The organism is Mesorhizobium sp. P2_B5, from assembly GCF_056404775.1.
Genome location: NZ_JBFUDJ010000001.1, coordinates 1,229,824 through 1,254,061 on the forward strand (window position 1 = coordinate 1,229,824; position 24,238 = coordinate 1,254,061).

Sequence of the window (24,238 nt, forward strand, 5' to 3'; positions counted from 1 at the left end):
TACTCCGCCTCGATGGCCCCGCGCCGACTGACGAGCAAACCACAATGCATCTCGCCGTTTCGCTCAACATTGCTTCCGGGCAGCCGCTCGCCTTCAGCGACCTCGCCAGCTTTGCCAAGCAGGCGGAGGCTGTCGGGCTGGACGTGATTATCCTCGATGATACCGTGCCGGACAGCGGCGGATCGGAGAGCCCTTTCGAAGCGACGACCTTGCTGGCGGCGCTGGCGACGGTGACGAGCAGGATCGGCCTCGTTGCTGCCGCTTCCACCGTCGCCCACCAGCCCTACAATCTGGCGCGCCGATTTGCTTCGCTCGACATCATCAGCCATGGCCGCGCCGGCTGGAACGCCACCGTGGTGCAAAACTCGCGAGAAGCGGGCAATCTCAGCCGTCCCGAGGGGTTTTCCGCCGCCGATTTTCGTCGCCGCACCGAAGAATATATCGGCATCGTCCAGGGCCTGTGGCAGGGCTGGGATGCGGATGCGCTGCTGTTCGACAAGGTCGGCGGCCACTTCCACGATCCCGACAAGATGCATCTGCTCGACCACAAGGGCGAGTTCTTCGCGGTGCGCGGACCGCTGAACGTCGCGCGCTCGCCGCAGGATACGCCAGTGCTGGTGCTGTCGGATGTCTCCGAGGCCGACCGGGACATCGCGGCTCGCTCCGCCGATGTCATCCTGCTCGACGGACCCGTAGGGGAAGCCAAAGCACGCCATGACGATCTCAAACGTCGCGTCGCTGTCTGCGGACGCGATCCGGACGCGGTCAAACTGCTGCTGAGCGTTGGCGCAGATGTTACCGCCGACACTCTCGACGCGTCGTTCCGCTCGAAGAGCTGTGACGGGTTCAACATCGCGATGCCGCCCTCCGCGCTCGAGGACTTCTTCGACCGCGTGCTGCCGGAGTTGCGGCGTCGTGGCCTCGTTCACCAGGATTATCGCGGCACGACATTGCGCGCACACCTCGGACTTGCCGGAGGTGATCAATGACCCGCCAGATCAAGCTTGGCGCCTTCCTGTGGGCGACGGGCCATCACATCGCCGCCTGGCGCCATCCCAAGGCGCATGTCACGGCCGGCATCGACATCGACCACTACATCCAGCTGGCGCGCACGGCGGAAGCGGCAAAATTCGACATGATCTTCTGCGAGGACGCCGCCGGCCTGCGCGAAGCCAATGTCGGCATCGCCAGCCAGACCTCGCGCTCGATCGGCTTCGAACCGATCAGCCTGCTGTCGGCGCTCGCCGTCCAGACCAGCCGCATCGGCCTCGTCTCCACGGCCTCGACCAGCTACAACGAGCCCTACGGCCTGGCGCGCACGTTCCTGTCGCTCGATCACTTAAGCGGCGGCCGCGCCGGCTGGAACCTGGTCACATCGGCGAGCCCGATCGAAGCCGCCAATTTCGGCGCGACGGGCCTCAAGCCGCATGCCGACCGCTATGAACGCGCGCGCGAGTTCGCCGAGGTGGTATCCGGACTCTGGCAAGGCTCAGGCTTTCCCGGCCATGACGGCCAGAGTTTTTCGGTTCGCGACCCGCTCGACCTGCCGCGCTCGCCGCAGGGCGCACCGGTGATGGTACAGGCCGGCGCCTCGGATGTCGGCCGCGACCTGGCTGCCCGCACCGCCGATGTGGTGTTCACGGCGGCGCAGACCCTCGAAGAGGCGAAGGCCTTCTACGACGACCTCAAGGGCCGCATGGCGGCCTATGGCCGCGAGCCCGACGACATCAAGATCATGCCCGGTGTGTCGCCCGTGGTGGCTAAAACCGAGGCCGAGGCCCGGGAGAAGCACGAGGAGTTGCAAGCGCTCATCCCCGACGATGTCGGTCTTGCCTTGCTGTCCAGCTATCTCAGCATCTCCGATCTTTGGCGCTATCCGATCGATGGACCTATGCCGGAACTGCCGGAGACCGAGGGCATGAAGAGCCGCCAGGCGCTGGTTGTCGAGCAATCGCGCCGCGACGGCCTTTCCATCCGCCAGCTTGCCCGTCATTTCGCCGGCGCGCGCGGCCATTGGCGTATCGTCGGTACCCCGGCGCAGATCGCCGACGAGTTGCAGGCGCGGTTTGAAGGCGGCGGGGCCGACGGCTTCAATGTCATGCCGTCATATTTCCCCGGCGAGCTCGATGCGTTCGCCACGCTGGTGGTGCCGGAACTGCAGCGGCGTGGCCTGTTCCGCCGGGAGTACGAGGGTAGCACTCTACGCGAGCATCTGGGGTTGAAGCGGCCGGCGTAGCTGTGGCGAAAAGTTAGCCGGCTATTTCTTTGTCTCGTTGGACCGGATGGTCGATATTTGACGTCGCGTTGTGAACGACCAGCGCCGTCATGATCTCGGCCGCCGCCAGCGCTGCGATCACCGGTGGGCGCTTGTCCTTGACCCCGTCGCCGCCGATCGGCGAGACGAGGCGGGCGAACTCAGCCTCCGTGCCCTCCGCCGATTTCAGGAACCAGTTCCTGAACGTCGCCTTCTTGGTCTTCGAGCCGATCATGCCGACATAGGCCGCATCGTCGCGCTTGAGCGCCTCAGCAACGATGAGGAAATCGAGCGCGTGGTCGTGGGTGAGGATGGCGAAGGCGGCGCCGGCAGGCGCTTTGCGTATCTCGGCCTCCGGCATCGGCGTAAGTCGCGTCTCGACGTTTTCTGGCATGCCTTCCAACGCCTCGGCCCGCGTCTCGATGACGACGCCGTGCACAGGAAGAAGTGCGATGGTCGAGGCCAGCGCCTGGCCGACATGGCCGCCGCCGAAGATATAGACATGCGGCAGGTGGGTTTCCTCGGCTTCCGCCGCTGCAACCAGTTCTTGCGCCAGCGTCGCATCGACCAGCCTGATCAACACCCCGACGCGGCCGCCGCAGCACTGGCCGATTTCGGGGCCGAGCGGCACGTCGAGCGTGGCGCAGACTTCATCGACCTCGATACGGGTTCCCCTCCCCCTCGAGGGGAGGGTGGCGGCGAAGCCGCCGGGTGGGGTCGTTGCGGCAGTGCGCGACGCCCTTGCGGTGCCTCCTGAGAGGACCCCCTCTGGCCGCTTTGCGGCCATCTCCCCCTCAAGGGGGGAGAAAAGCATCTGCCTGGCCTTGTCGATCGCCATATATTCGAGCTGGCCGCCGCCGATCGTGCCGAAAATCGCCGCCTGCGAGACGAGCATGAAGGCGCCCTTCTCGCGCGGCGTCGAGCCTTTGGTGCTGGCCACTTCGACCAGAGCAAGCCGGCCGGCGCTGCCGAGAAAGGCTTTCAAGCTTTGCACTTTCGAGTTCATCGTCTGCATTCCCACCTGGGAAACATAGCGTTTTCGGGCCGGATTTGCACGTTCTGGCTCGATCAGGCCGATTTGGCGGCTCTCAGCCGTTCGATCGCCATCAGCACCCGTTCCGGTGTCGCCGGGGCGTCGAGACGCGGACAAATCTTGTGGTCGGCAACGCTGGCTACCGCATCCGACAGCGCATGCAGCACCGACATGCCGAGCGGGAAGGGCGGTTCGCCGACCGCCTTGGAGCGGTGCACCGTCGGCTCGTTGGCTTCCGGCCAGTCGGCCAGCGTCACGTTGAAGATCTTCGGCCGGTCGGACGCCAGCGGGATCTTGTAGGTCGACGGCGCGTGCGTGCGCAGCCGGCCGTTGTCATCCCACCACAGCTCTTCCGTCGTCAGCCAGCCCATTCCCTGGATGAAGCCGCCCTCGATCTGGCCAAGGTCGATGGCACGGTTCAGCGAGCGGCCGGTCTCATGCAAGATGTCGGTGCGCTCGACGACATATTCGCCGGTCAGCGTGTCGACCGAGACTTCCGAGCACGAAGCGCCATAGGCGAAGTAATAGAACGGACGGCCCTCGCCCTTGTCGCGGTTCCAGTGGATTTTCGGCGTCTTGTAAAACCCCGCCGCCGACAGCTGGATGCGCGCCATATAGGCCTGCTTGACAAGGTCGGTGAAGGCGATCTCCTGGTTGCCGATGCGCACGCGGTTGGGCAGGAACAGCACCTGGTCGCGTGGCACCTGGTATTTTTCAGCGGCGAAATCGGTCAGCCTATCCTTGATCTGGCGGGCGCCGTTCTGTGCCGCCATGCCATTGAGGTCGGTGCCGGACGACGCCGCAGTGGCCGACGTGTTGGGCACCTTGCCGGTGGTCGTCGCGGTTATTTTCACCTGGTCGAGGTCGATCTGGAACTCTTCCGCCACCACCTGCGCCACCTTGACATAGAGGCCTTGCCCCATCTCGGTGCCGCCATGGTTCAGATGCACCGAACCGTCGGTATAAACATGCACCAGCGCGCCGGCCTGGTTGTAATGCGTCGCGGTAAACGAGATGCCGAATTTCACCGGCGTCAGCGCCAGCCCGCGCTTGATGAAGCGGCTGTTGGCGTTGAAGGCCTGGATGATCCTGCGGCGGCTTGCATAGTCCGCGCTCGCCTCCAGTTCGGCGACGATGCGATGGATGATGTTGTCCTCGACCGTCTGGTGATAGGGCGTGATGTTGCGGTCAGAGGTGCCGCGGTCAGAGGTGCCATAGAAATTCTGCTTGCGGATTTCGAGCGGGTCCTTGCCGACGGCAAAGGCGACCTCGTCGATGACGCGTTCGGCGCCGACCATGCCTTGCGGGCCGCCGAAGCCGCGAAACGCCGTGTTCGACACCGTGTTGGTGTAGAGCGGCGCCGACTGCGCATGCACCGCGGGCCAGAAATAGGTGTTGTCGCAGTGGAACAGCGCACGGTCGGTGACCGGGCCGGACAGGTCCGAGGAAAAGCCGCAGCGCGCCGCGAACATGAAGTCGACGCCCAAAATGTTGCCGTCATCGTCGAAGCCGACTTCGTAATCGACGAGGAAGTCATGACGCTTGCCAGTGGCGGTCATGTCGTCGTCGCGGTCGGGCCGGATCTTTACCGCGCGATGGTGTTTCTTGGCAGCAATCGCCGCGAGGGCGGCAAACTGGTTGCCTTGCGTCTCCTTGCCGCCGAAACCGCCGCCCATGCGGCGGATTTCCACCGTGATGGCGTTGCTCGGCACGCCCAGCGCATGGCTGACCATGTGCTGCACTTCGCTCGGATGCTGGGTCGAGGAATAGATGGTGACGTCCTGGTCTTCGCCAGGAATGGCCACCGCGATATGGCCTTCTAGGTAGAAATGCTCCTGGCCGCCAATGCGCATCTTGCCATTCAGCCGGCGCGGTGCCGCCTTGATCGCGGCAGCGGCATCGCCGCGCTTCAAGGTGAGCGGCGGCGTGACCAGTTTGTCCTTGCGCGGGTCGAGGTCACCGATGTCGGTGACGAAAGGCAATTGACTGTATTCGACCTTGGCCAGCCGCGTGGCGCGGCGCGCCTCCTCGCGCGTCCTGGCAATGACGCAGAAGATCGGCTGGCCGTAAAATTGCACCTTGTCGTCGGCCAGCACCGGCTCGTCATGACGGCCGGTCGGCGAGATGTCGTTTTCGCCAGGCACGTCTTTTGCCGTCAGCACATCGACAACCCCCGGCGCCGAGCGCACCGCCGACAGATCCATTTTGGTGATGGTCGCATGCGTCGCCGTCGACAGGCCGAGGCAGCCATGCAGCATGCCTGCCGGTTCCGGCATGTCGTCGATGTAGACGGCGCTGCCGCTGACATGCTTGTGCGCGGAATCATGGCGCTGGTCGGTGGCGACGCCGCCGGAAATCTTCTGTGCCTTGAGGTTGGGAGAAGCGTGCTTGTTCATCAGGCCGCCTCGTTGCGTGACACCTGGAGCGGCGCCTTGCTGCCGGTGGTCTCGGCAAAGAAGCGCAGCAAAAGGTTCTTCGCCGCCAGCGCCCGGTACTCGGCCGACGCCCGCATGTCGGTCAGCGGGGTGAAATCGCCGGCATATTCCGCCATCGCCGTTTCCACCGTTGCCTCCGTCCACGGTTTGCCGAGCAGCGCCTTTTCGACGCCAAAGGCCCGCTTGGGCGTTGCCGCCATGCCGCCATAGGCGATGCAGATGTCGGCCACCGTGCCGTCCTTGGCCAGGTCGAGGAAAAAGGCGCCGAGGGCCGCGGTGATGTCCTCGTCGCGGCGCTTGGTGATCTTGTAGACGGCAAACTTTGTGCGCTTGGCCGGCACCGGAACATGCACGGCCTCGACGAATTCGCCCGGCTGCCGGTCCTGCTTGCCATAGGCGATGAAGAAATCCTCGAGCGCGATGGTGCGCCGCTTCTTGCCACTGCGCAGCGTCAGCTGCGCGCCAAGCGCGATCAAGGGTGGCGGCGTGTCGCCGATCGGCGAGCCGTTGGCGATGTTGCCGCCGATCGTGCCCATATTGCGCACCTGCTCGCCGCCGATGCGGTCGAACAACGGCCCGAGCGCCGGGATGCGCTTGGCCAGCGTCGCGAAGGCGTCGGTGTAAGTGACGCCGGCGCCGATGGTGATGACGTCATTGTCTTCGGAGATTGCACACAGCCCCTCGAGATTGCCGATAAAGATTACCGGCGAGATGTCGCGCATATGCTTGGTGACCCAGAGCCCGACATCGGTCGAGCCGGCGACGACTGTCGCACTCGGCTCTTTGTCCAGCACGGCGGCGAAATCGTCGGCATTGGCCGGCACGATCAGCCGCTGCTTGCCGGCGCCGATCTCGACACGCGCGCCATCACGCATCGCTTCGAGCCTTGCCGTTATTGCCTTGCGCTCGGCCGCCAATGGATCCTTTGCCGCCTTGCCGTAGCTGGAGATGGCGCGCGCAGCGCGCATGATCGCCTCATAGCCGGTGCAGCGGCAGAGATTGCCTTGCAGCGCCTTTTCGATCGCCGCGTTCGACGGGTCCGGCGACTTCATCCACAAGCCGTAGAGCGACATGACGAAGCCCGGCGTGCAGAAGCCGCATTGCGAACCGTGGAAATCGACCATCGCCTGCTGCACGGGATGCAACTGGCCGGGCGTACCGCGCAAATGTTCGACCGTCACAACATGGGTGCCGTCGAGCGAACCGAGGAAGCGGATGCAGGCATTGACGCTTTCATAGACCAGCCTGCCGGCGGACAATTTTCCAACCAGCACCGTGCAGGCGCCGCAATCGCCCTCGGCGCAGCCTTCCTTGGTGCCGCGCAGCGAGCGCTCAAGCCGCAGCCAGTCGAGCAAGGTCGTCTCTGGCGCCATTGATGGCAGCGCGACATCCCTGCCATTGAGGATGAAACGGATCTCGTTGCGTATGGTGACCTTGGCCATGCGTCAGCTCCCCCTGTAGGTCGAGTAGCCATAGGGAGAGATAAGCAATGGCACGTGATAATGCACTGTTGCAGCCATGCCGAAGCGGATCGGCACGCTGTCGAGGAAGGCCGGTTCCGGCAGTTTTGTTCCCTGGCCGCGCAGATAGTCGCCGGCCGCGAAGATCAGTTCGTACTCGCCGGTGCGAAACTCCGCGCCTGCCAGCAGCGGCGCATCGCAGCGTCCGTCGGCATTTGTGACAACGGTCTTCAGATGTGTCCGAGCCTCACCCTCGAGGTGATAAAGCGCAATCGACAGGCCCGCCGCCGGCTTGCCGGTCGCGGTATCGAGCACATGCGTCGTCAGACGTCCGCCATCGGCTTTCGACGTTTCTGCCACTGGCGCCTCCCATTTCCAGAACGAACTGGCCCGGTACAATCGAGCAAAGCAATGAATTGTGCGCCAATTAAAGGCGATGCATAAGTCCCGGTCGAGCGGAGCGGCACAAAAACACTTTCAAAAATTTCGAGGGAATGCGTAGGCACCCCTTTCGACTATCCTGATCACAACTTCCGGCGGTGTCCGGCAGGGAGGGGCAATGCGTTACTCTAGAGACATGCGCGGCTATGGAGCCAATCCGCCGGATCCGAAATGGCCGGGCGGCGCGCATGTGGCGGTGCAGTTCGTCGTCAATTACGAGGAAGGCGGCGAAAACTGCGTGCTGCACGGCGACAAGGCCTCGGAAGCCTTCCTGTCGGAGATTGTCGGCGCCGCGCCATGGGTGGGCCAGCGCCACTGGAACATGGAATCGATCTACGAATATGGCGCGCGCGCCGGCTTCTGGCGGCTGCTGCGCCTGTTCAGCGAGGCCCAAGTGCCGGTGACCTGCTACGGCGTCGCCTCAGCCTTGGCCCGCTCGCCCGATCAGGTGGCGGCCATGCAGGAGGCCGGCTGGGAAATGGCCTCGCACGGGCTGAAATGGATCGACTACCGCGACCATAGCGCCGAGGACGAGCGCCGCGACCTCGAAGCGGCGATCAAGCTGCATTACGAGGTGACCGGGCAGCGGCCGACCGGCTGGTATACCGGCCGCACCTCGGTCAACACGGTGCGGCTCGTCGCCGAAGAAGGCGGTTTCGACTATGTGTCGGACACCTATGACGACGAACTGCCCTACTGGTTCGAGCACAGCGGCGGCACGCAGCTTGTCATCCCCTATACGCTCGACGCCAACGACATGCGCTTCGCCACGCCGCAGGGCTTCAATTCCGGCGACCAGTTCTTTGCCTATCTCAAGGATAGTTTCGACACGCTCTATGCCGAGGGCAAAGCCGGGCGGCCGCGCATGATGAACATCGGCCTGCATTGCCGGCTTGTCGGTCGGCCTGGCCGCGTGGCGGCGCTGAAGCGCTTCGTCGACTATGTAAAGTCGCACGACAAGGTCTGGCTGGCGCGGCGCATCGATATCGCCCGGCACTGGCAGGAGCACCATCCTTACCAGCCGGCGGCGCTGAAACCCTCGAAGATGGAATTCGAAACCTTCGTCCACACATTCGGCGGCGTGTTCGAACATTCGCCATGGATCGCCGAGCGCGCCTTCGAACTGGAGCTCGGACCCGCGCATGACAGCGCCGGCGGCCTGCACAATGCGCTCTGCCGCGTCTTCCGCGCCGCCAGCGAGAGCGAACGGCTCGGCGTGCTCAACGCCCATCCCGATCTTGCCGGCAAACTGGCCAAGGCGAAGCGCCTGACGGCGGAATCGACCAGGGAACAGGCGTCCGCCGGCCTCGACGCGCTGACCGACAAGGAGCGCGAGCTGTTTTCAAAACTCAACGCCGCTTACGTTACCACCTTCGGCTTTCCCTTCATCATTGCGGTGCGGGGCAAGACCAAGGAGGAAATCCTCACCGAGTTCGAGGCGCGCATCGGCAACAGCCGCGGCGTCGAACTCGACACCGCCTGCAAACAGGTCGAGCGCATCGCGCTGCTCCGCCTGAAAGACATGCTCCCGCTCTAATGACTGAGGGTCAGGACCCCATGGATATGATCAAGACTGACCAGAAAACCTACTATGCGCCGCATGGCGGCCATCCCGGCCAAAATGAGCTTTTGACCGGCCGCGCTGTCTTCACCGAGGCCTATGCCGTCATCCCCAAAGGGGTGATGCAGGACATTGTCACCAGCCCGCTGCCGTTCTGGGACAAGACCAGGGCCTGGATCATCGCCAGGCCGCTGTCAGGCTTTGCCGAGACATTTTCTCAGTACATCGTCGAGGTGCTGCCTGGCGGCGGCAGCGACCGGCCGGAGCCGGACGCCGGCGCCGAGGGCGCGCTGTTCGTGGTCGAGGGCGAGTTGACCGTTTCGCTCGCCGGCAAGAAGCACGTGCTCCAAGCCGGTGGCTTTGCCTTCCTGCCGCCGGCCGGCGGCTGGACGGTGCGCAACGAAGGTCGCGAGGCCGTACGCTTTCATTGGATCAGGAAGGCCTATGAGGCCGTCGACGGCATCGACGCCCCGGAGGCCTTCTTCAGCAGCGACCAGCAGGTGGCGCCGACGCCGATGCCCGGCACCGAGGGCCGCTGGGCGACGACCCGTTTCGTCGATCCGGCCGACATGCGCCACGACATGCATGTCACCATCGTCACGCTCGAGCCCGGTGCCGTCATTCCGTTCGCCGAGACGCATGTGATGGAGCACGGGCTCTATGTGCTGGAGGGCAAGGCCGTCTACCGCCTCAACCAGGACTGGGTCGAGGTCGAGGCCGGCGACTTCATGTGGCTGCGCGCCTTTTGCCCGCAGGCCTGCTACGCCGGCGGCCCAGGCAAATTCCGCTATCTCCTCTACAAGGACGTCAACCGGCACGCCAAGCTCGGCGGGGCGGGCATTGGCGGTCGCGCGCGGTGACCCGCATCACAGCGCGGCCGCTGACCCGCGAAAGCTTTGCCGGCTTCGGCGATGTGATCGACATGGGCGGCGACAACCACTACCCGATCAATGGCGGCAAGGCAGAGCGCTACCACGATCTCGCCACGGCTGAGGCGGCGGGCCTGAATGCCCGCGTGCTGATCTCAATGGTGCGGGGCACGCCTTACGAGTTGCCGCTGAAGCTGACCATGGTGGAGCGCCATCCCTTCGGCAGCCAGGCGTTCATCCCGCAGTCGCCACGCCCGTTCCTGGTCGTCGTCTGCCATGACGGCAAGGACGGCCCCGGCGAACCGCACGCCTTCATCACCGCGCCCGGCCAAGGCATCAACTATCCGCGCAATCTCTGGCACGGCGTGCTGACGCCGCTCGGCGAAGCCCAGGACTTCGTCATCGTCGATCGTGGCGGCGATGGCTCCAACCTCGAAGAATTCCACTTCTCGCACCCCTACGAGATCCATCTCCCCGACGAGACCTGAGTAAAATGACCGACATATCGCTGATCGACCGCCTGCTCGATGTCATCGAGTACGACATCGTGCCGAAGACGGCTGACGGCGTTGCCCATGGCAACAAGCTGTTCGGCGCCGCGATCCTGCGCAAGGGCGACCGCTCGCTGGTGTTGGCCGAGACCAACAACGAGACGGAAAATCCGCTCTGGCACGGCGAGGTGCACTGCCTGAAGCGTTTTTATGAAATGCCCAAGGCCGAGCGTGTCGACACCAAAGACGCCATCTTCATCGCCACGCACGAGCCGTGCTCGCTCTGCCTGTCGGCGATCACCTGGACCGGCTTCGACAATTTCTACTATCTGTTCAGCCACGAGGATTCGCGCGACTCGTTCGCCATTCCGCACGACCTGAAGATTCTGAAAGAGGTCTTCACACTCGACCCCGGCGGCTACAATGCCGAGAACGCCTACTGGAAGAGCTTTTCCATCCGCAGGCTGGTGCGCGCGCTGCCCGAGGCGGAACGTCAAAGGCTGGAGGCGCGGATCGGCAAGATTTCGGCGCGCTATGACGAACTGTCCGGTGTCTACCAGGACAGCAAGGACGAGAACGACATTCCGCTGAACTGAGGTCGTGAAGCGGGCTGCGGCCAGGTCGCATTTTTCACTGCTCCAGTCGCGAATGGCGATTGAAAGTCGCGGGCTGGCGGGGCGTTATGCCAGCCCATGAAAACCGTCACCGAATTTCCCCGCAAGGTCGTCGAATTCCCGGATATGGGAATTGTCATGCCGGATGGCTGCCGGCTGTCGGCGCGGGTGTGGATGCCGGAAGATGCGGGTGACGATCCGGTGCCGGCGATCCTCGAACATCTGCCCTATCGCAAGCGCGACGGCACCATCTTTCGCGACCAGCTGACGCATCCCTATTTCGCCGGCCACGGCTACGCCTCGATCCGCGTCGACATGCGCGGTAATGGCGATTCCGAAGGGCTGATGGACGACGAGTATTCCGAGCAGGAATTGCAGGACGCCTGCGACGTCATCGCCTGGGCGGCAGCGCAGCCCTGGTGCAACGGCAGCGTCGGCATGATGGGTATTTCCTGGGGCGGCTTCAACTGCCTGCAGGTGGCGGCCAAGCAGCCACCTGCGCTGAAGGCTGTCATCAGCCTGTGCTCGACCGTCGACCGTTATGCCGACGACATCCACTACAAGGGCGGCTGCCTGCTGACGGAAAATTTCGGCTGGGCCTCGACCATGCTGTCCTACTCGTCGCGGCCGCCGGATCCGTTGATTGCCGTCGACAACCGCTGGCGCGATCTGTGGCTGACACGGCTGGAGAACCAGTCTTTCCTTTTGCCGTTGTGGCTCAGCCACCAGCACCGCGACGCCTATTGGAAACGCGGTTCGGTCTGCGAGGATTATTCCGCTGTCAAAGCGGCCGTACTGTCGATCGGCGGCTGGCATGACGGCTACCGCAACACGATTTCGCACCTCGTCACCAACATCCATGCGCCGGTGAAGGGCATTGTCGGGCCTTGGATCCACAAATACCCGCACTACGCCGGGCCAAAACCCGCCATCGGTTTCCTGCAGGAGGCGTTGCGCTGGTGGGATCGCTGGCTGAAGGGCGTCGACACCGGCGTCGAGGCCGATCCGGACTACCGCGCCTATGTGATGGACAGTGTGCGGCCGGCGCGCTGGCATCCCGAGCGGCCGGGCCGCTGGATCGCGGAGCAGGAGTGGCCGTCGCCCAACATCAAAGTCGAGGCGATCGAACTCATCGCTGCAGGCGCCAAGCCGGCGATCGTTGCGACACCGCAAAGCTGCGGACTCGCGGGCGGCGAATATTTTCCCTTCACCTTCGGCCCGGAGCTGCCGGGCGACCAGCGGCCGGACGACGCGCTGTCCGTCTGCTTCGATCAGCCTGTGCTTGCCGAGGCGCTCGACATCGTTGGCGCGCCGGAGCTTCTGGTCCGGATATCGTCGGATCGGCCACAGGCCAACATCGCGGTGCGTCTGTGCGACGTGCATCCCGATGGCGCTTCGGAGTTGATCTCCTACGGTGTGCTCAACCTCACCCATCGCAACTCGCATGAACACCCGCAGGCGCTGGTGCCGGGCGAGACCGTCTCGGCGCGCGTTATCCTCGACCAGTGCGCCTACCGCGTTCCGGCTGGACACCGCCTGCGCGTCGCAGTGTCCAACGCCTACTGGCCGATGATCTGGCCGTCGCCCGAGTCGGTACAACTCGACCTTTCGGCGGCGACGCTGAGGCTGCCGCTGCGCCCACTGGCAAAAGGCGACGAGGCCTCGTTCCAGTCTCCCGAAGGCGCCACGCCCTGGGCAACCGAGACGGTTCGCGCGGCGAATTCCGAGCGTCATGTCGATCGTGACGAAAAGACCGGTATCGTCACGCTATCGATCACGGACGATTTCGGCGCCGTGCGCGATCTCGCGCATGGGCTGGCCAATGGTAGCATCGCCCGCGAGACGTGGGTCATCCATCCCGACGACCCGTTGTCCGCCTTGGGAAAAACCCACTGGATGCAGACCCTGTCGCGAAATGAATGGTCGGTGCGCACCGAGACATCGGCCGAAATGCGCTGCGACGCGCAAAACTTCACCGTCAGCGCTAGAATCGAAGCCTATGAGGGCGAAACGCTGGTTTTCGAGCGCGATTTCGCAGAGACGATTCCACGCGACCTGCTCTGAGCGCAGATCGGACTGGTCCAGTTGCGACGTGCGATTTACGCCACGGCATGTCGCATTCGGTCTTGCTTACGGCTTTGGCTTCCGGTCATTATTCCCCCGGTAATAACAAACAAAAAACGACCACAAGGTCGAACCCACAGAGTGAGGAACTCAAATGTCAAACGAACTCGAATATCTGAGCCGGCGTGTTGCGTCCGGCAAACTGAGCCGTCGTGATTTTCTCGGCCGCGCCGCAGCACTCGGCGTCACGGCACCCTTCGCCAATATGCTGCTTTCCAGCGCGGCTCGCGCGGAAGGCCCGGTCAAGGGCGGTACGATCAAAGCCGGCCTGGTCGGCGGCGAATCCACCAACAGCCTCGATCCGGCGCTGATGATGACGCAGGTGCCGTTCGCCTTCGGCAAGTGCTGGGGTGAAATGATCGTCGAGCTGTCACCGGAAGGCAAGCTCGAGAACCGTATTGCTGAGGAGATCGGTTCGTCGGACGACGCCAAGGTTTGGACGCTGAAAATCCGCGACGGCGTCGAGTTCCACAACGGCAAGACCGTGACCGCCGAGGACGTCGCCGCCACGCTTGAACGCCATTCCGACGAGAAGTCGAAGTCCGGCGCGCTCGGCTACATGAAGGGCATCGAGACCATCAAGGCCAGCGGCAAGGAAGTGGTGCTGACGCTGAAGGAGGCCAACGCCGACCTTCCCTACCTGCTCAGCGACTATCACCTGATCGTGCAGCCGAACGGCGGCAAGGACAAGCCTGATGCCGGCATCTCGGCCGGCCCGTACAAGGTCGCGACCAACGAGCCAGGCGTGCGCCATGTCGGCGAGCGCTTTGCCAATTACTGGCAGGCCGACAAGATGGGCCATGCCGACCAGGTCGAAGTCGTCGTCATCAATGACGCGACCGCGCGCACGGCGGCTCTGCAGGGCGGCCAGGTCAACATGATCAACCGCGTCGAGCCGAAGATCGTCGACCTGATCAAGCGCGTTCCGGGCGTCACCATCCGCAACCATGCCGGCCCCGGCCACTATGTCTTCATCATGCATTGCGACACGGCTCCCTTCGACAACAACGACCTCAGGATGGCGCTGAAGCTCGCCATCGACCGCGAGGAGATGCTGAACAAGGTGCTGCGCGGCTACGGCTCACTCGGCAACGACTTCCCGATCAATTCGTCCTATCCGCTGTTCACCGAGATCGAGCAGCGCAAATACGATCCCGACAAGGCCAAGTTCCACTACAAGAAGTCGGGCCACGACGGCACCGTGCTGCTCAGGACCTCGGACGTCGCGTTCCCGGGCGCGGTCGACGCGTCGCAACTCTTCCAGCAGAGCGCGGCCAAGGCCGGCATTAAGATCGAGCTCAAGCGCGAGCCCGGCGACGGCTACTGGAACGAGGTCTGGAACAAGCAGCCCTTTTGCGCCTCCTACTGGGGCGGCCGCTCTACGCAGGACCAGATGTACTCGACGGCCTATCTGTCGACGGCCGACTGGAACGATACCCGTTTCAAGCGTCCGGATTTCGACAAGATGGTGCTGGCGGCGCGCGCCGAACTCGACGAGGCCAAGCGCAAGCAGATGTACCACGACATGGCTGTCCTGGTGCGCGACGAGGGCGGCCTGATCCTGCCGATGTTCAACCAGTTCATCGATGCCACCGGCGCCAAGGTCGGCGGCTGGGTCGACGATCCGCATCAGGAGCTGATGAACGGCTACGCGCTGGCAAAGTGCTGGCTCGAAGCCTGAGCCCGGCTTTGCGGATATGTCCTCACCCATCTTGAAACTGATTGCCCAGCGCGTTGCGCTGGGCATCGTCCTCCTGTTGGCCGTTTCGGTCCTGATCTTCGCCGGTACACAGATTCTGCCCGGCGACGTCGCGCAAGCCATTCTCGGACAGTCGGCGACGCCGGAGTCGCTCGCCAATCTGCGCGAGCAGCTCGGCCTCAACCAGCCGGCTTACATCAGGTACTTCCACTGGCTCGGCGGTGCGCTCACCGGCGATCTCGGCACGGCGATGTCGAGCGGCCAGGACATCGCGACCTCGATCAAGGGGCGGCTGTGGAACACGCTGTTCCTCGCCTTCTGGGCGGCGGTCGTGGCCGTGCCGCTGGCCATCATTCTCGGCCTGATCGCGGTGCGTTACCGCAATGGCTGGGTCGACAAGCTGATCTCCGGACTGGCACTCGCTTCGACGTCCTTCCCGGAGTTCTTCATCGGCTACGTGCTGGTCTTCTTCTTTGCCGTCAAATATCAATGGTTTCCGGCAATTTCCACGGTCTATGACGGCATGCCATTCGGCGAGCGCATGCAGGCGATCGCCCTGCCGGCCGCCGCGCTGACGCTGGTTGTGCTGGCGCACATGATGCGAATGACCCGCGCGGCCATCCTCAACGTCATGCAGTCGGCCTATGTCGAGACGGCGGAACTGAAAGGCCTGTCGGCCTTCAATGTCATCCGCAAGCACGCTTTCCCCAATGCCATCGCACCGATCATCAACGTCGTCATGCTCAACCTCGCCTACCTCATCGTCGGCGTCGTCGTGGTCGAGGTGATCTTCGTCTATCCCGGCATGGGGCAATATTTGGTCGATCACGTCACCAAGCGCGACGTGCCGGTGGTGCAGGCGGTCGGCCTGATCTTCGCCGCCGTCTATATCAGCCTGAACATCATTGCGGACATCGGGGCGATCGTCGCCAATCCGCGCCTCAGACATCCGAAATAAGGGGGCGGGCATGCTCGATATCAGACGCATCCCCATCCCCGCACTGATCGGCATCGTGCTGACGACAATGTTCGTGCTGGCGGCAGTGTTCGCGCCGCTGATCGCGCCCTACAGCAATGCTGAGATCGTCGGCGATGTCTGGGAACCGATGACGGCGGCGCATTTGCTAGGCACTGACAATCTCGGCCGCGATCTGTTGTCGCGCATGATCTATGGCGCCCGCATCACACTGTTCATCGCCGTGCTCGCCACCGCGCTGTCGTTCTCGCTCGGCGCCATTCTCGGCTTTTCGGCGGCGGTATTCGGCGGCTGGTTCGACACGCTGTTGTCGCGCCTCGTCGATCTCCTGATGTCGATCCCGACGCTGATTATGGCGCTCGTCGTGCTCTCGGTGCTGCCGACCAATCTGGTGACGCTGATCCTGGTGATGGGCGTCCTCGACTCGACCCGCGTCTATCGGCTGTCACGCGCTGTCGCCGTCGACATCAACGTCATGGACTATGTCGAAGCCGCCAAATTGCGCGGCGAAGGCAGCGGCTGGATCATCTTCCGCGAGATCCTGCCCAACGCGCTGTCGCCGCTGGTTTCGGAACTCGGCCTGCGCTTCATCTATGCCGTGCTGTTCCTGTCGACGCTGTCTTTCCTCGGCCTTGGCGTACAACCGCCGGATGCCGACTGGGGCGGCATGGTCAAGGAAAACAAGGACGGCATCGTCTTCGGCATCGGCGCCGCGCTCATTCCGGCGGCGGCAATCGCTGCATTGGCTATCTCGGTCAACCTTGTCGCCGACTGGATCCTCAATCGCACGACAAGCCTGAAGGGAGGACGCGGGTGATGGCTGACACCAAAGCAAAGCCCGGCCTGCTGCTCGATATCCGCAACCTGCGCATCGAAGCGACAGTGTTCCCGCCCGGCGAGGCGCCGAAGAACATCGTGCTGGTGCACGACGTCTCGCTGACGCTGGAAAAGGGTAAGGTGCTCGGCCTGATCGGCGAGTCCGGCGCCGGCAAGTCGACCATCGGCCTGTCGTCGATGGGCTATGGCCGCGGCGGCGTGCGCATCACCGGCGGCGAGGTGCTGCTCAACGGCCGCGATATCCTCAAGGGCGGCAAGGAAGGCTTCCGCAAGCTGCGCGGCCGCGAGGTCTGCTACGTCGCGCAATCGGCCGCCGCCGCCTTCAATCCGGCGCACAAGCTGATGGACCAGGTGGTGGAAGCCACGCTGCTGCACGGCACGGCGACACGGGCCGAGGCCGAGAAACGTGCCGTGGCGCTGTTCAAGAAACTCAGCCTGCCTAACCCCGAAACCATCGGCGAACGCTTTCCGCACCAGGTCTCCGGCGGCCAGCTGCAGCGCGTCATGACGGCGATGGCGCTGTGCTCGGAGCCCGACCTGATCGTCTTCGACGAGCCGACCACCGCGCTGGACGTCACGACGCAGATCGACGTGCTGGCGGCAATCAAGGACGCCATTCGCGACACCCATGTCGCGGCGCTCTACATCACCCACGACCTTGCCGTCGTCGCCCAGGTCTCTGACGAGATCATGGTGCTGCGCCACGGCAGGCTGGTCGAATGGGGCGGCACCCGTCAGATCATCAAGGAACCGCGCCAGGAATACACCAATGCGCTGGTTTCGGTGCATGAGATCGAGCACGCCGAGCAGAAGCCCGGCGCGACGCCGTTCCTGTCGGTCAAGAACGTCACCGCCGCTTATGGCGGCAGCAACGTCAAGGTGCTGAAGAACGTCTCGGTCGACATCTATCCGGGCCAGACGCTGGCCGTCGTCGGTGAATCCGGCTCCGGCAAGTCGACGCTGGCGCGCGCCATCACCGGGCTTTTGCCACCTGAGGAAGGCACCGTCACCTTCGACGGCAGGCCGCTTGCCAACCGGCTTGCCGACCGGCCGAAGGAGGATCTGCGGCAATTGCAGATGATCTACCAGATGGCCGACGTGGCGATGAACCCGCGCCAGACCGTCGGCACCATCATCGGCCGGCCGCTCGAGTTCTATTTCGGCATACGCGGCCGCGAACGCGACAAGCGCGTCGCCGAACTGCTCGACGAGATCGAGATGGGCAAAGGCTTCCTCGACCGCTATCCGGCCGAACTGTCCGGCGGCCAGAAGCAGCGCGTCTGCATCGCCCGCTCGCTTGCCGCCAAGCCGAAGCTGATCATCTGCGACGAGGTGACATCGGCACTCGACCCGCTGGTGGCCAACGGCATCCTCAAGCTGCTGCTCAACCTGCAGCAGCACGAGAAGGTCGCCTACCTCTTCATCACCCACGATCTGGCGACGGTGAAGTCGATCGCCGATTCGATCGCGGTGATGTATCGCGGCGAGGTGGTGCGCTATGGCGCCAAGAGCAAGGTGCTGACGCCGCCCTTCGACGCCTATACCGATCTGCTCCTGTCCTCCGTCCCCGAGATGGAGATCGGCTGGCTGGAAAAGGCGATCAAGGGACGCCGCATGGCGAGCGCGGGCAACTAGGCGGCCGGCTTCCGCCTCTCTCAAGACATCTGGGGCTTGGCCTGGCCGGCCGCCCCGGATGCTGACCTCTCCCGCAAGACCGCATGGAGCCGCCGATGGCGCTCAAGACCAAGCTTCTCCTCATCGTCCTCGATGGCGTGCCCTACCGGAACTGGCGCCGGCTGATGGGCAATCTCGAGGGCTGGGTGCAATCGGGCGAGGCGAAGGTTTGGAAGATGCGCTCGGTGCTGCCGTCGACCTCGGCCTGCTGCTATGCCTCGATCCACACCGGGGTCACGCCGCAGGAACACGGCATCCTGTCCAACGAGAACCGTTTTCTGGTCAACAAGCCGGACATTTTCTCCGAGGTCAGCAAGGCCGGCGGCAAGACCGGGGCGGTGACGCACTCCTACTGGTCCGAATTCTTCCGCTCCTATCCGTTCGATCTGGTCGAGGACATGGAATATGACGAGCCGGACGGGCCGATCACGCATGGCCGCTTCCACACCATGACTGGCTACAACTTGCGCAACCAGATGACCCCAAGCGACGTCGACCTGTTTGCGACGCTGACCATGCTGACCCGGCGCCATGATATCGACTACGGCATCCTGCACACCTGCACGCTGGATTCGATGGGCCACCGCTTCGGCCATGACTGCCACGAAATGGACCATGCCTGCTATGCCATGGACGGCATGCTGGCCGCCTTCCTGCCGGGCTGGCGGCAAGCCGGCTACGAGGTGATCGTCACCGCCGACCACGGCCAGACCGACCGCGGCCATCATGGCGGCCATGACGACGAAATGCAGGATTTCGCGCTGTATTATTTTGGGCAAGGCAATGGACCGGATGCGGACACTTTGCTCGATCAGCTGCAGCTAGCGCCAACGGTGCTGAAGCGGCTGGGTGTGCCGGTGCCGGATACGATGAAGGCGAAGGCATTTTTGGGGTGACGGAGGCGGTCGCTGAGCCAACGTTCGCGACCCCCTCTCCCCGTCACTATACGGGGAGAGGGTAAGGGTGAGGGGCAGCGCGAACGTTCGGTATCAACAACATGCGCCGATGCCGCCCCTCATCCGCCTGCCGGCACCTTCTCCCCGTATAGTGACGGGGAGAAGGGAGACGCTCTGGCAACACTCCCTCTCTTCGGCTAGCTTCGCCAAAATTCCTTGGCGGAAGGATGAACCTTTTTGGACCGATCGGCGACAGAGCAGACAGGAGCCAGGCGGCTCGACCGGCCATGACGGCAGCGACCGAGACTGATCGCGCGCTTGTTGACCGGGTCGCGAAGGGCGACCGTGCCGCTGTTCGGCTGCTGTTCATGCGTCACCACGCGCGGGTCTACCGCTTCGTGGCGCGCCAGACGGGATCGGAAATGATGGCCGACGATATCGCAAACGAGGTCTTTCTTGAGCTGTGGCGCCAGGCGCCCGGCTTCGAGGGACGCTCGGAAGTCTCGACCTGGCTGCTCGGCATCGCCCGCTTCAAGGCACTGTCGATGCTACGCAAGAAAAAGGAAGACTGGATCGACGATGACGATGCGGCGCAGGTCCCTGACAGCGCCGACACGCCGGAAGTCGCGACCATGAAGGAAGACAAGGGCGCCGCCTTGCGGCGCTTCGTCGATGCCTTGCCGGAAGAACACCGCTCGGTGATCGACCTTGCCTATTACCACGGACAGTCGGTGACGGAGATCGGCGAGGTGCTCAACATCCCCGTCGCCACCGTCAAGACCCGAATGTTCTACGCCCGCAAGAAACTCGGCGAAGCCCTGAAGGCCGCCGGTTACGATAGGGGGTGGCCATGAGCAATCCTGAAGATATGAGCGCCGCTGAAAAGATGTCGCGCCGCGACGAAATGGAAACGTTGCTGCCGTTCTACCTGAACGGCTCGCTGGAAGGTTCTGACCTCGAAGCCGTCGAGGAATGGCTGGCGGCCGATCCGGCGGCGATGGCGGCGCTTGGCGAGGCCGAGGCCGAATTCTCCGGCACCACTGCCGCCAATGAAGCGATCCGGCCGCCGGCCGATGCGCTCAGCCGCTTTGCCGAGGCCCTCGATGCGGAGGCCGGGCCGGCACGCGCGCCGGCAGGCCGGTCCTGGCTGGCCCAGGCGCTCGATCGCTTCATGGCGGTGCCGGTCGGTGTCGCCTGGGCGGCGGCCGCTGTCTTGCTGGCGCTGGTGGTGGTGCAGTCCTACGTGCACACCGGCGGCAAGGGCAATGATTTCGAGATAGCCGGGGCCGAGGACGAGCTGGCGAAACTGCCGTTCGCGCTGGTTAAGTTCAAGCCGGAGGCCAGGATGTCCGACATCGCCGCCTTCCTCGACCAGAACGGGCTGAAGATCGCCGGCGGGCCGACCGCTTCGGGCGTCTTCCGCATTGCCCTCCCGGCCAAGACCGGAGCAGACTATACCAAGTTGCTCGGCCTTATTGCGGCCCAGCCTTTCGCTGAGACTGTGATCGAGGGAAGGAAACCGGTTGATGGCAGCTAAGGCGGTCATTCGATTTGCAGTCCTTGCGGCGGCGATGACAATCGTCGCCGTGCCCGCTTTAGCGCAGACCAACGACTCCAATGCCGGCCGCACAAAGACCGACTGCACCGACACGACCGGTGCGGCGACAGCCGACTGCCCCAAGGACGACAAGGGTGGCGGAGCAGGCGGTCAGGGCGCTGTTGTCCTTCCGGCGCTGATCGTCGACCTGTTTCCCAATCCGCCTGCCGCCGCGGCGCCGGTGCCGACGCCACGGCCGTCAGCGCCGCCTGCCGACACGCAGGCCGGGCCACCAGCCGGTGGGCCCATCGTTTCGCCGACCGATCTTGTCGCGACCGCGCCGCGGCGTGCCATCGCCGGCGCGTTCGTGCCCGACGAGGTGCTGGTGACTGTCGATGGTGACGCCGGCGCCGTTCAGCAAATCGCCGCCTCCTTCGGCCTCGAAGTGCGCTCGCAGCGCCAGTCGCGGCTGCTCGGCACCACGCTGGTGCGCTTCGGCATTCCCGACGGCCGCCCGGTCGGCACCGTGCTGGCGCAGCTGGCCGCCGACGGCCGCACCCAGCGGCGCGAACCAAACCATATCTATTCGCTGCAGCAGGCGGCCGGCATCGTCAACTATGCCTTCGAGCGCATCCAGCTCGACAACAAGCAAGCCAGCGGCGAGAACGTGCGCGTCGCCGTCATCGACACCGGCATCGACGACACCAATCCGGCGCTGTCCGGCGTCATTGCCGACCAGTTCGACGCCATGCCGGAAGTGCCGATCGAAAAGCGCGACCATGGCACCTCGGTCGATGGGCTGATCGCCGGTGTCGGCGCGCTCGAAGGCATGGCGCCCGGGGCCAGGATCTATCATGCGCGCGCCTTCGAGGACGGCAGGTCGACCATGGATGTCATCCTTTCGGCGCTCGACTGGGCGGCGGAGCAGAATGTCAGCATCATCAACATGAGCTTCGTCGGCCCCAAGAACGATTTGCTCGCCACCGCTTGCCGCAATGCGCGCGGGCTTGGCATCATCCTGGTTGCGGCGGCCGGCAACAACGGGCCGAAAGCGCCCTATGGCTACCCCGCCGCCTATCTCGGCGTCATCGCGGTGACCGCCACCGACGCCAAGGACGGGCTGATGCCGCAGGCCAATCGCGGCGCCTACGTCTTCATCTCGGCGCCCGGCGTCGAGATGGTGGCGCCGAGCGGCGCCGGCTCGGACGTGGTCACCGGCACCTCGTTTGCCGCCGCGATCGTCTCCGGCGCCATCGCCAATTTGATCCACGCCGCGCCCGAGCGCTCGGCCGACGACATCGAAAAGGCGTTGGCCGCCACCGCCCGGGATCTCGGCCCGAAGGGCCGCGACAAGGATTTCGGCTATGGGCTGCTGGACCTCAAGGCGGCCGAAGCGGCGAAGCAGTGAGTTTTGCGGCGCGGTCCCCTTCAAGTGGCAACAGCGCGCAGTGGCATCTCACGCTTGATCGTCCTGTCGAGATAGTCGGTCAGATGCGCGGTTAGTTCCCGCGCGTCGTCTTCGGCGCCGTGAATGAAGCTCGATTTCCGGCGACGCAGATATGGCAGGCCCACAACATAGACCCCTGGAACGTCAGCAACGCCTCGATCGTGCTTCAGGTCGCCCTTGCGATCGAAGATCGGCAAATCCAGCCATGAAAAATCCGGCCGAAAACCGGTGGCCCATAGCACCGTGCGAACGTCTTCGCCGAGTTTGAGCTTCAGTTGCGGCGCCGCGTCGATTGCAGTGGGGGCAAAGCGCTCGATGGGACCAACGCCGGACGGTGCATTCGCCTCTGCCCATTCGTCGATCGATGCGAGCAGCCGGTTCATCTTCAGGTCGGCAAGCGCGCAGACGTTGCGAAGCGTTCCTGAAAACTGGGCTGTTGCGTCGCGAATGCCCATCAGGCGTCCGACGATTTTAACGCCTTGCCCCTGCAGGACATTGAGGTCGAGCGTGGTCCGGTCTGATGTGCCGACAAGCTGCGGCGACGGGACTCTTCGGGCGCGGTCGGGGTCGTCAGCCTCTTCGATGCGCTGGTCGAGCACGCCCGTCGCAAGCATCCACCATTGAATATCGCGACCTCGATAGATGCGCGGCAGCCGGACGTGTTCGCCCACCGCGAGCGTGACAGGCCGGCCGCTGAGCTGGATCTCCTGCGCCAATTGCAGACCTGTCGCCGATGCCCCAACCACCAGCACCCCGCCAGGGACAAGCTGCCCGGGATTGCGGTAGGAGTGAGCCGAGAGTTGTTCGATGGCGGCTGGAATGGCCTCGGCCAGTCGCGGAACAACCGGCTTGTTGAAGGCACCCGTGGCGAGCACCACGGCTCGGCACAGCCAGCCCCCATTTTGGGTTTCCACCCGAAAGCCGTGGCTGCTCTGCTCAACTCTGTTGACTGCGGTGCGCGTTAGAACCGGTGCTGATGTGTATGTGGCGTAGTCGGAAATGAAATCGGCGATCTGCCCGGCGCTCATGTAGCCGTCCGGGTCGTCGCCCTGGTATGGGTAGTCGGGGAGCCGCGCCATCCAGTTGGGCGTGAGCAAGCGCAGCGAATCCCAGCGTTCCGTGCGCCAGCTATTCGCGACTTCGCCTCGCTCGAGAACCACATGTCTGAGCGAGTGCTGGCCCAGCAGATAGCTCATCGCCAGGCCTGAGTGACCGGCACCGATGACGACGACGTCAACGGTGCCGGCGATCCCGCGCGATGCGCTTTCGCTCATCAGGATTTGCTCGAGGTGACCGTTACATCGGTCGGGTTGGTGATCACGTCAAAGACGGCCGAGCGCTTCTGCGACTGCGCGACGAGAGCGGCGATGTCTTCCGCGCTGGCGTCCGCGTCGATGTCGTAGTGCACTTTGATGCCGTCGAAGCCGTTGCGCACGTCCGGATCGATGCCGAGGATGCCCTGGATATTCATGCCGGCTTCGAGCGTGGCCTTGACCGAATGGAGCTGGATGTTGCGATTTTGCGCAACAGCCGCGATGCCCGCGGTCAGGCAGCCGGCCAGGCCGACCAGCACAAATTCGACGGGTGTCGCACCCTTGTCCTCGGACGCAAAGATTTCCGGGTGATCGGACTCGAACTTGTAGGTCTGGCGATGCTGCTGTTCTGCGCCCAGGCCGAAGAATCCGTCGACTGTGGCTCGGTTGTGGGTCCCCTTGACCCATTCGCTCGTCGCGCGCCACTTGAAGCGGGCGGCCTCGGGGGCATCCTTCAGCGCCTCGCGGGCGCCAAGCAAGGCGGCCACGTTGACACCATTGGTTGCGATTTCCGTGTGCTTGTTCATAGGTCTTACTCCTGTTGATGAATGAGGGTCCAACTTTTCAGCGGACGCAT

21 protein-coding genes are annotated in these 24,238 nt (G+C 64.1%); 15 read left to right on the forward strand and 6 right to left on the reverse strand.

The window, feature by feature from the left end; translation table 11 throughout:
- Positions 1–44: 44 nt before the first annotated feature.
- Positions 45–989 (forward strand): LLM class flavin-dependent oxidoreductase, encoded by a 945-nt coding sequence (locus tag AC1D1N_RS06240; protein WP_477347252.1) that lies wholly within the window; start codon positions 45–47, stop codon positions 987–989.
- A complete protein-coding gene (locus AC1D1N_RS06245; RefSeq protein WP_477347254.1) occupies positions 986–2,236 on the forward strand; it encodes an LLM class flavin-dependent oxidoreductase in 1,251 nt (416 codons plus the stop codon). Before AC1D1N_RS06240 ends, AC1D1N_RS06245 begins: the two co-directional genes overlap by 4 nt.
- 13 nt (positions 2,237–2,249) lie before the next feature.
- Here the strand turns inward: AC1D1N_RS06245 and xdhC are convergent, their stop codons facing one another.
- The 4 genes from xdhC to uraH form a co-directional block, all read right to left on the reverse strand.
- The gene (gene xdhC / locus AC1D1N_RS06250) at positions 2,250–3,260 is read right to left on the reverse strand and encodes a xanthine dehydrogenase accessory protein XdhC (protein WP_477347256.1); all 1,011 of its coding nucleotides are present in this window, start codon (positions 3,258–3,260) and stop codon (positions 2,250–2,252) included.
- Positions 3,261–3,322: 62 nt separating this feature from the next.
- Positions 3,323–5,683 (reverse strand): xanthine dehydrogenase molybdopterin binding subunit, encoded by a 2,361-nt coding sequence (xdhB, locus tag AC1D1N_RS06255; protein WP_477347257.1) that lies wholly within the window; start codon positions 5,681–5,683, stop codon positions 3,323–3,325.
- Entirely contained in the window at positions 5,683–7,164 is a 1,482-nt protein-coding gene (xdhA, locus tag AC1D1N_RS06260; RefSeq protein WP_477347259.1) for a xanthine dehydrogenase small subunit, read from the reverse strand. The genes xdhB and xdhA overlap by 1 nt, the downstream gene beginning before the upstream one ends.
- A 3-nt stretch (positions 7,165–7,167) precedes the next feature.
- Positions 7,168–7,542 (reverse strand): hydroxyisourate hydrolase, encoded by a 375-nt coding sequence (gene uraH, locus AC1D1N_RS06265; protein WP_192255027.1) that lies wholly within the window; start codon positions 7,540–7,542, stop codon positions 7,168–7,170.
- 199 nt (positions 7,543–7,741) lie between these two features.
- Here uraH and puuE point away from each other — a divergent pair, with 199 nt between their 5' ends.
- The 13 genes from puuE to AC1D1N_RS06330 all read left to right on the forward strand — a co-directional run bounded on the left by puuE (position 7,742) and on the right by AC1D1N_RS06330 (position 22,309).
- Positions 7,742–9,160, forward strand: coding sequence for an allantoinase PuuE (gene puuE / locus AC1D1N_RS06270; RefSeq protein WP_477347261.1), 1,419 nt, complete (start codon positions 7,742–7,744; stop codon positions 9,158–9,160).
- A gap of 26 nt (positions 9,161–9,186) precedes the next feature.
- A complete protein-coding gene (locus AC1D1N_RS06275; protein WP_436257733.1) occupies positions 9,187–10,044 on the forward strand; it encodes a bifunctional allantoicase/(S)-ureidoglycine aminohydrolase in 858 nt (285 codons plus the stop codon).
- Entirely contained in the window at positions 10,041–10,541 is a 501-nt protein-coding gene (locus tag AC1D1N_RS06280; RefSeq protein WP_112562020.1) for an ureidoglycolate lyase, read from the forward strand. The genes AC1D1N_RS06275 and AC1D1N_RS06280 overlap by 4 nt, the downstream gene beginning before the upstream one ends.
- A gap of 5 nt (positions 10,542–10,546) precedes the next feature.
- Positions 10,547–11,140 carry a nucleoside deaminase gene (locus AC1D1N_RS06285; protein ID WP_436257734.1) on the forward strand — a complete coding sequence of 198 codons (594 nt, stop codon included), beginning with the start codon at positions 10,547–10,549 and terminating at the stop codon, positions 11,138–11,140.
- A gap of 96 nt (positions 11,141–11,236) precedes the next feature.
- Positions 11,237–13,222, forward strand: a complete 1,986-nt coding sequence (locus tag AC1D1N_RS06290) for a CocE/NonD family hydrolase (RefSeq protein WP_477347264.1) — start codon at positions 11,237–11,239, stop codon at positions 13,220–13,222.
- Between the two features lie 154 nt (positions 13,223–13,376).
- The gene (locus tag AC1D1N_RS06295) at positions 13,377–14,963 is read left to right on the forward strand and encodes an ABC transporter substrate-binding protein (protein WP_436257736.1); all 1,587 of its coding nucleotides are present in this window, start codon (positions 13,377–13,379) and stop codon (positions 14,961–14,963) included.
- 16 nt (positions 14,964–14,979) lie between these two features.
- Entirely contained in the window at positions 14,980–15,939 is a 960-nt protein-coding gene (locus tag AC1D1N_RS06300; protein WP_112562024.1) for an ABC transporter permease, read from the forward strand.
- A 10-nt stretch (positions 15,940–15,949) separates the two neighbouring features.
- Entirely contained in the window at positions 15,950–16,774 is an 825-nt protein-coding gene (locus AC1D1N_RS06305; protein ID WP_112562025.1) for an ABC transporter permease, read from the forward strand.
- On the forward strand, positions 16,774–18,429 hold the full coding sequence (locus AC1D1N_RS06310; RefSeq protein ID WP_112562026.1) for an ABC transporter ATP-binding protein: 1,656 nt from the start codon (positions 16,774–16,776) through the stop codon (positions 18,427–18,429). Before AC1D1N_RS06305 ends, AC1D1N_RS06310 begins: the two co-directional genes overlap by 1 nt.
- A 95-nt stretch (positions 18,430–18,524) precedes the next feature.
- Complete coding sequence (locus tag AC1D1N_RS06315; protein WP_477347267.1) at positions 18,525–19,364, forward strand: alkaline phosphatase family protein; 840 nt, start codon at positions 18,525–18,527, stop codon at positions 19,362–19,364.
- A 287-nt stretch (positions 19,365–19,651) separates the two neighbouring features.
- A complete protein-coding gene (locus AC1D1N_RS06320; protein ID WP_352555779.1) occupies positions 19,652–20,218 on the forward strand; it encodes a sigma-70 family RNA polymerase sigma factor in 567 nt (188 codons plus the stop codon).
- A gap of 14 nt (positions 20,219–20,232) precedes the next feature.
- Positions 20,233–20,901, forward strand: a complete 669-nt coding sequence (locus AC1D1N_RS06325) for an anti-sigma factor (protein WP_477347387.1) — start codon at positions 20,233–20,235, stop codon at positions 20,899–20,901.
- Positions 20,891–22,309 carry a S8 family serine peptidase gene (locus tag AC1D1N_RS06330; protein ID WP_477347269.1) on the forward strand — a complete coding sequence of 473 codons (1,419 nt, stop codon included), beginning with the start codon at positions 20,891–20,893 and terminating at the stop codon, positions 22,307–22,309. The genes AC1D1N_RS06325 and AC1D1N_RS06330 overlap by 11 nt, the downstream gene beginning before the upstream one ends.
- A gap of 20 nt (positions 22,310–22,329) precedes the next feature.
- Here the strand turns inward: AC1D1N_RS06330 and AC1D1N_RS06335 are convergent, their stop codons facing one another.
- Positions 22,330–23,622: an NAD(P)-binding domain-containing protein gene (locus AC1D1N_RS06335; protein WP_477347271.1), complete on the reverse strand. Its 1,293-nt coding sequence runs from the start codon at positions 23,620–23,622 to the stop codon at positions 22,330–22,332.
- The gene (locus AC1D1N_RS06340) at positions 23,622–24,188 is read right to left on the reverse strand and encodes an OsmC family protein (protein WP_436257741.1); all 567 of its coding nucleotides are present in this window, start codon (positions 24,186–24,188) and stop codon (positions 23,622–23,624) included. Before AC1D1N_RS06340 ends, AC1D1N_RS06335 begins: the two co-directional genes overlap by 1 nt.
- Positions 24,189–24,238: the final 50 nt, after the last annotated feature.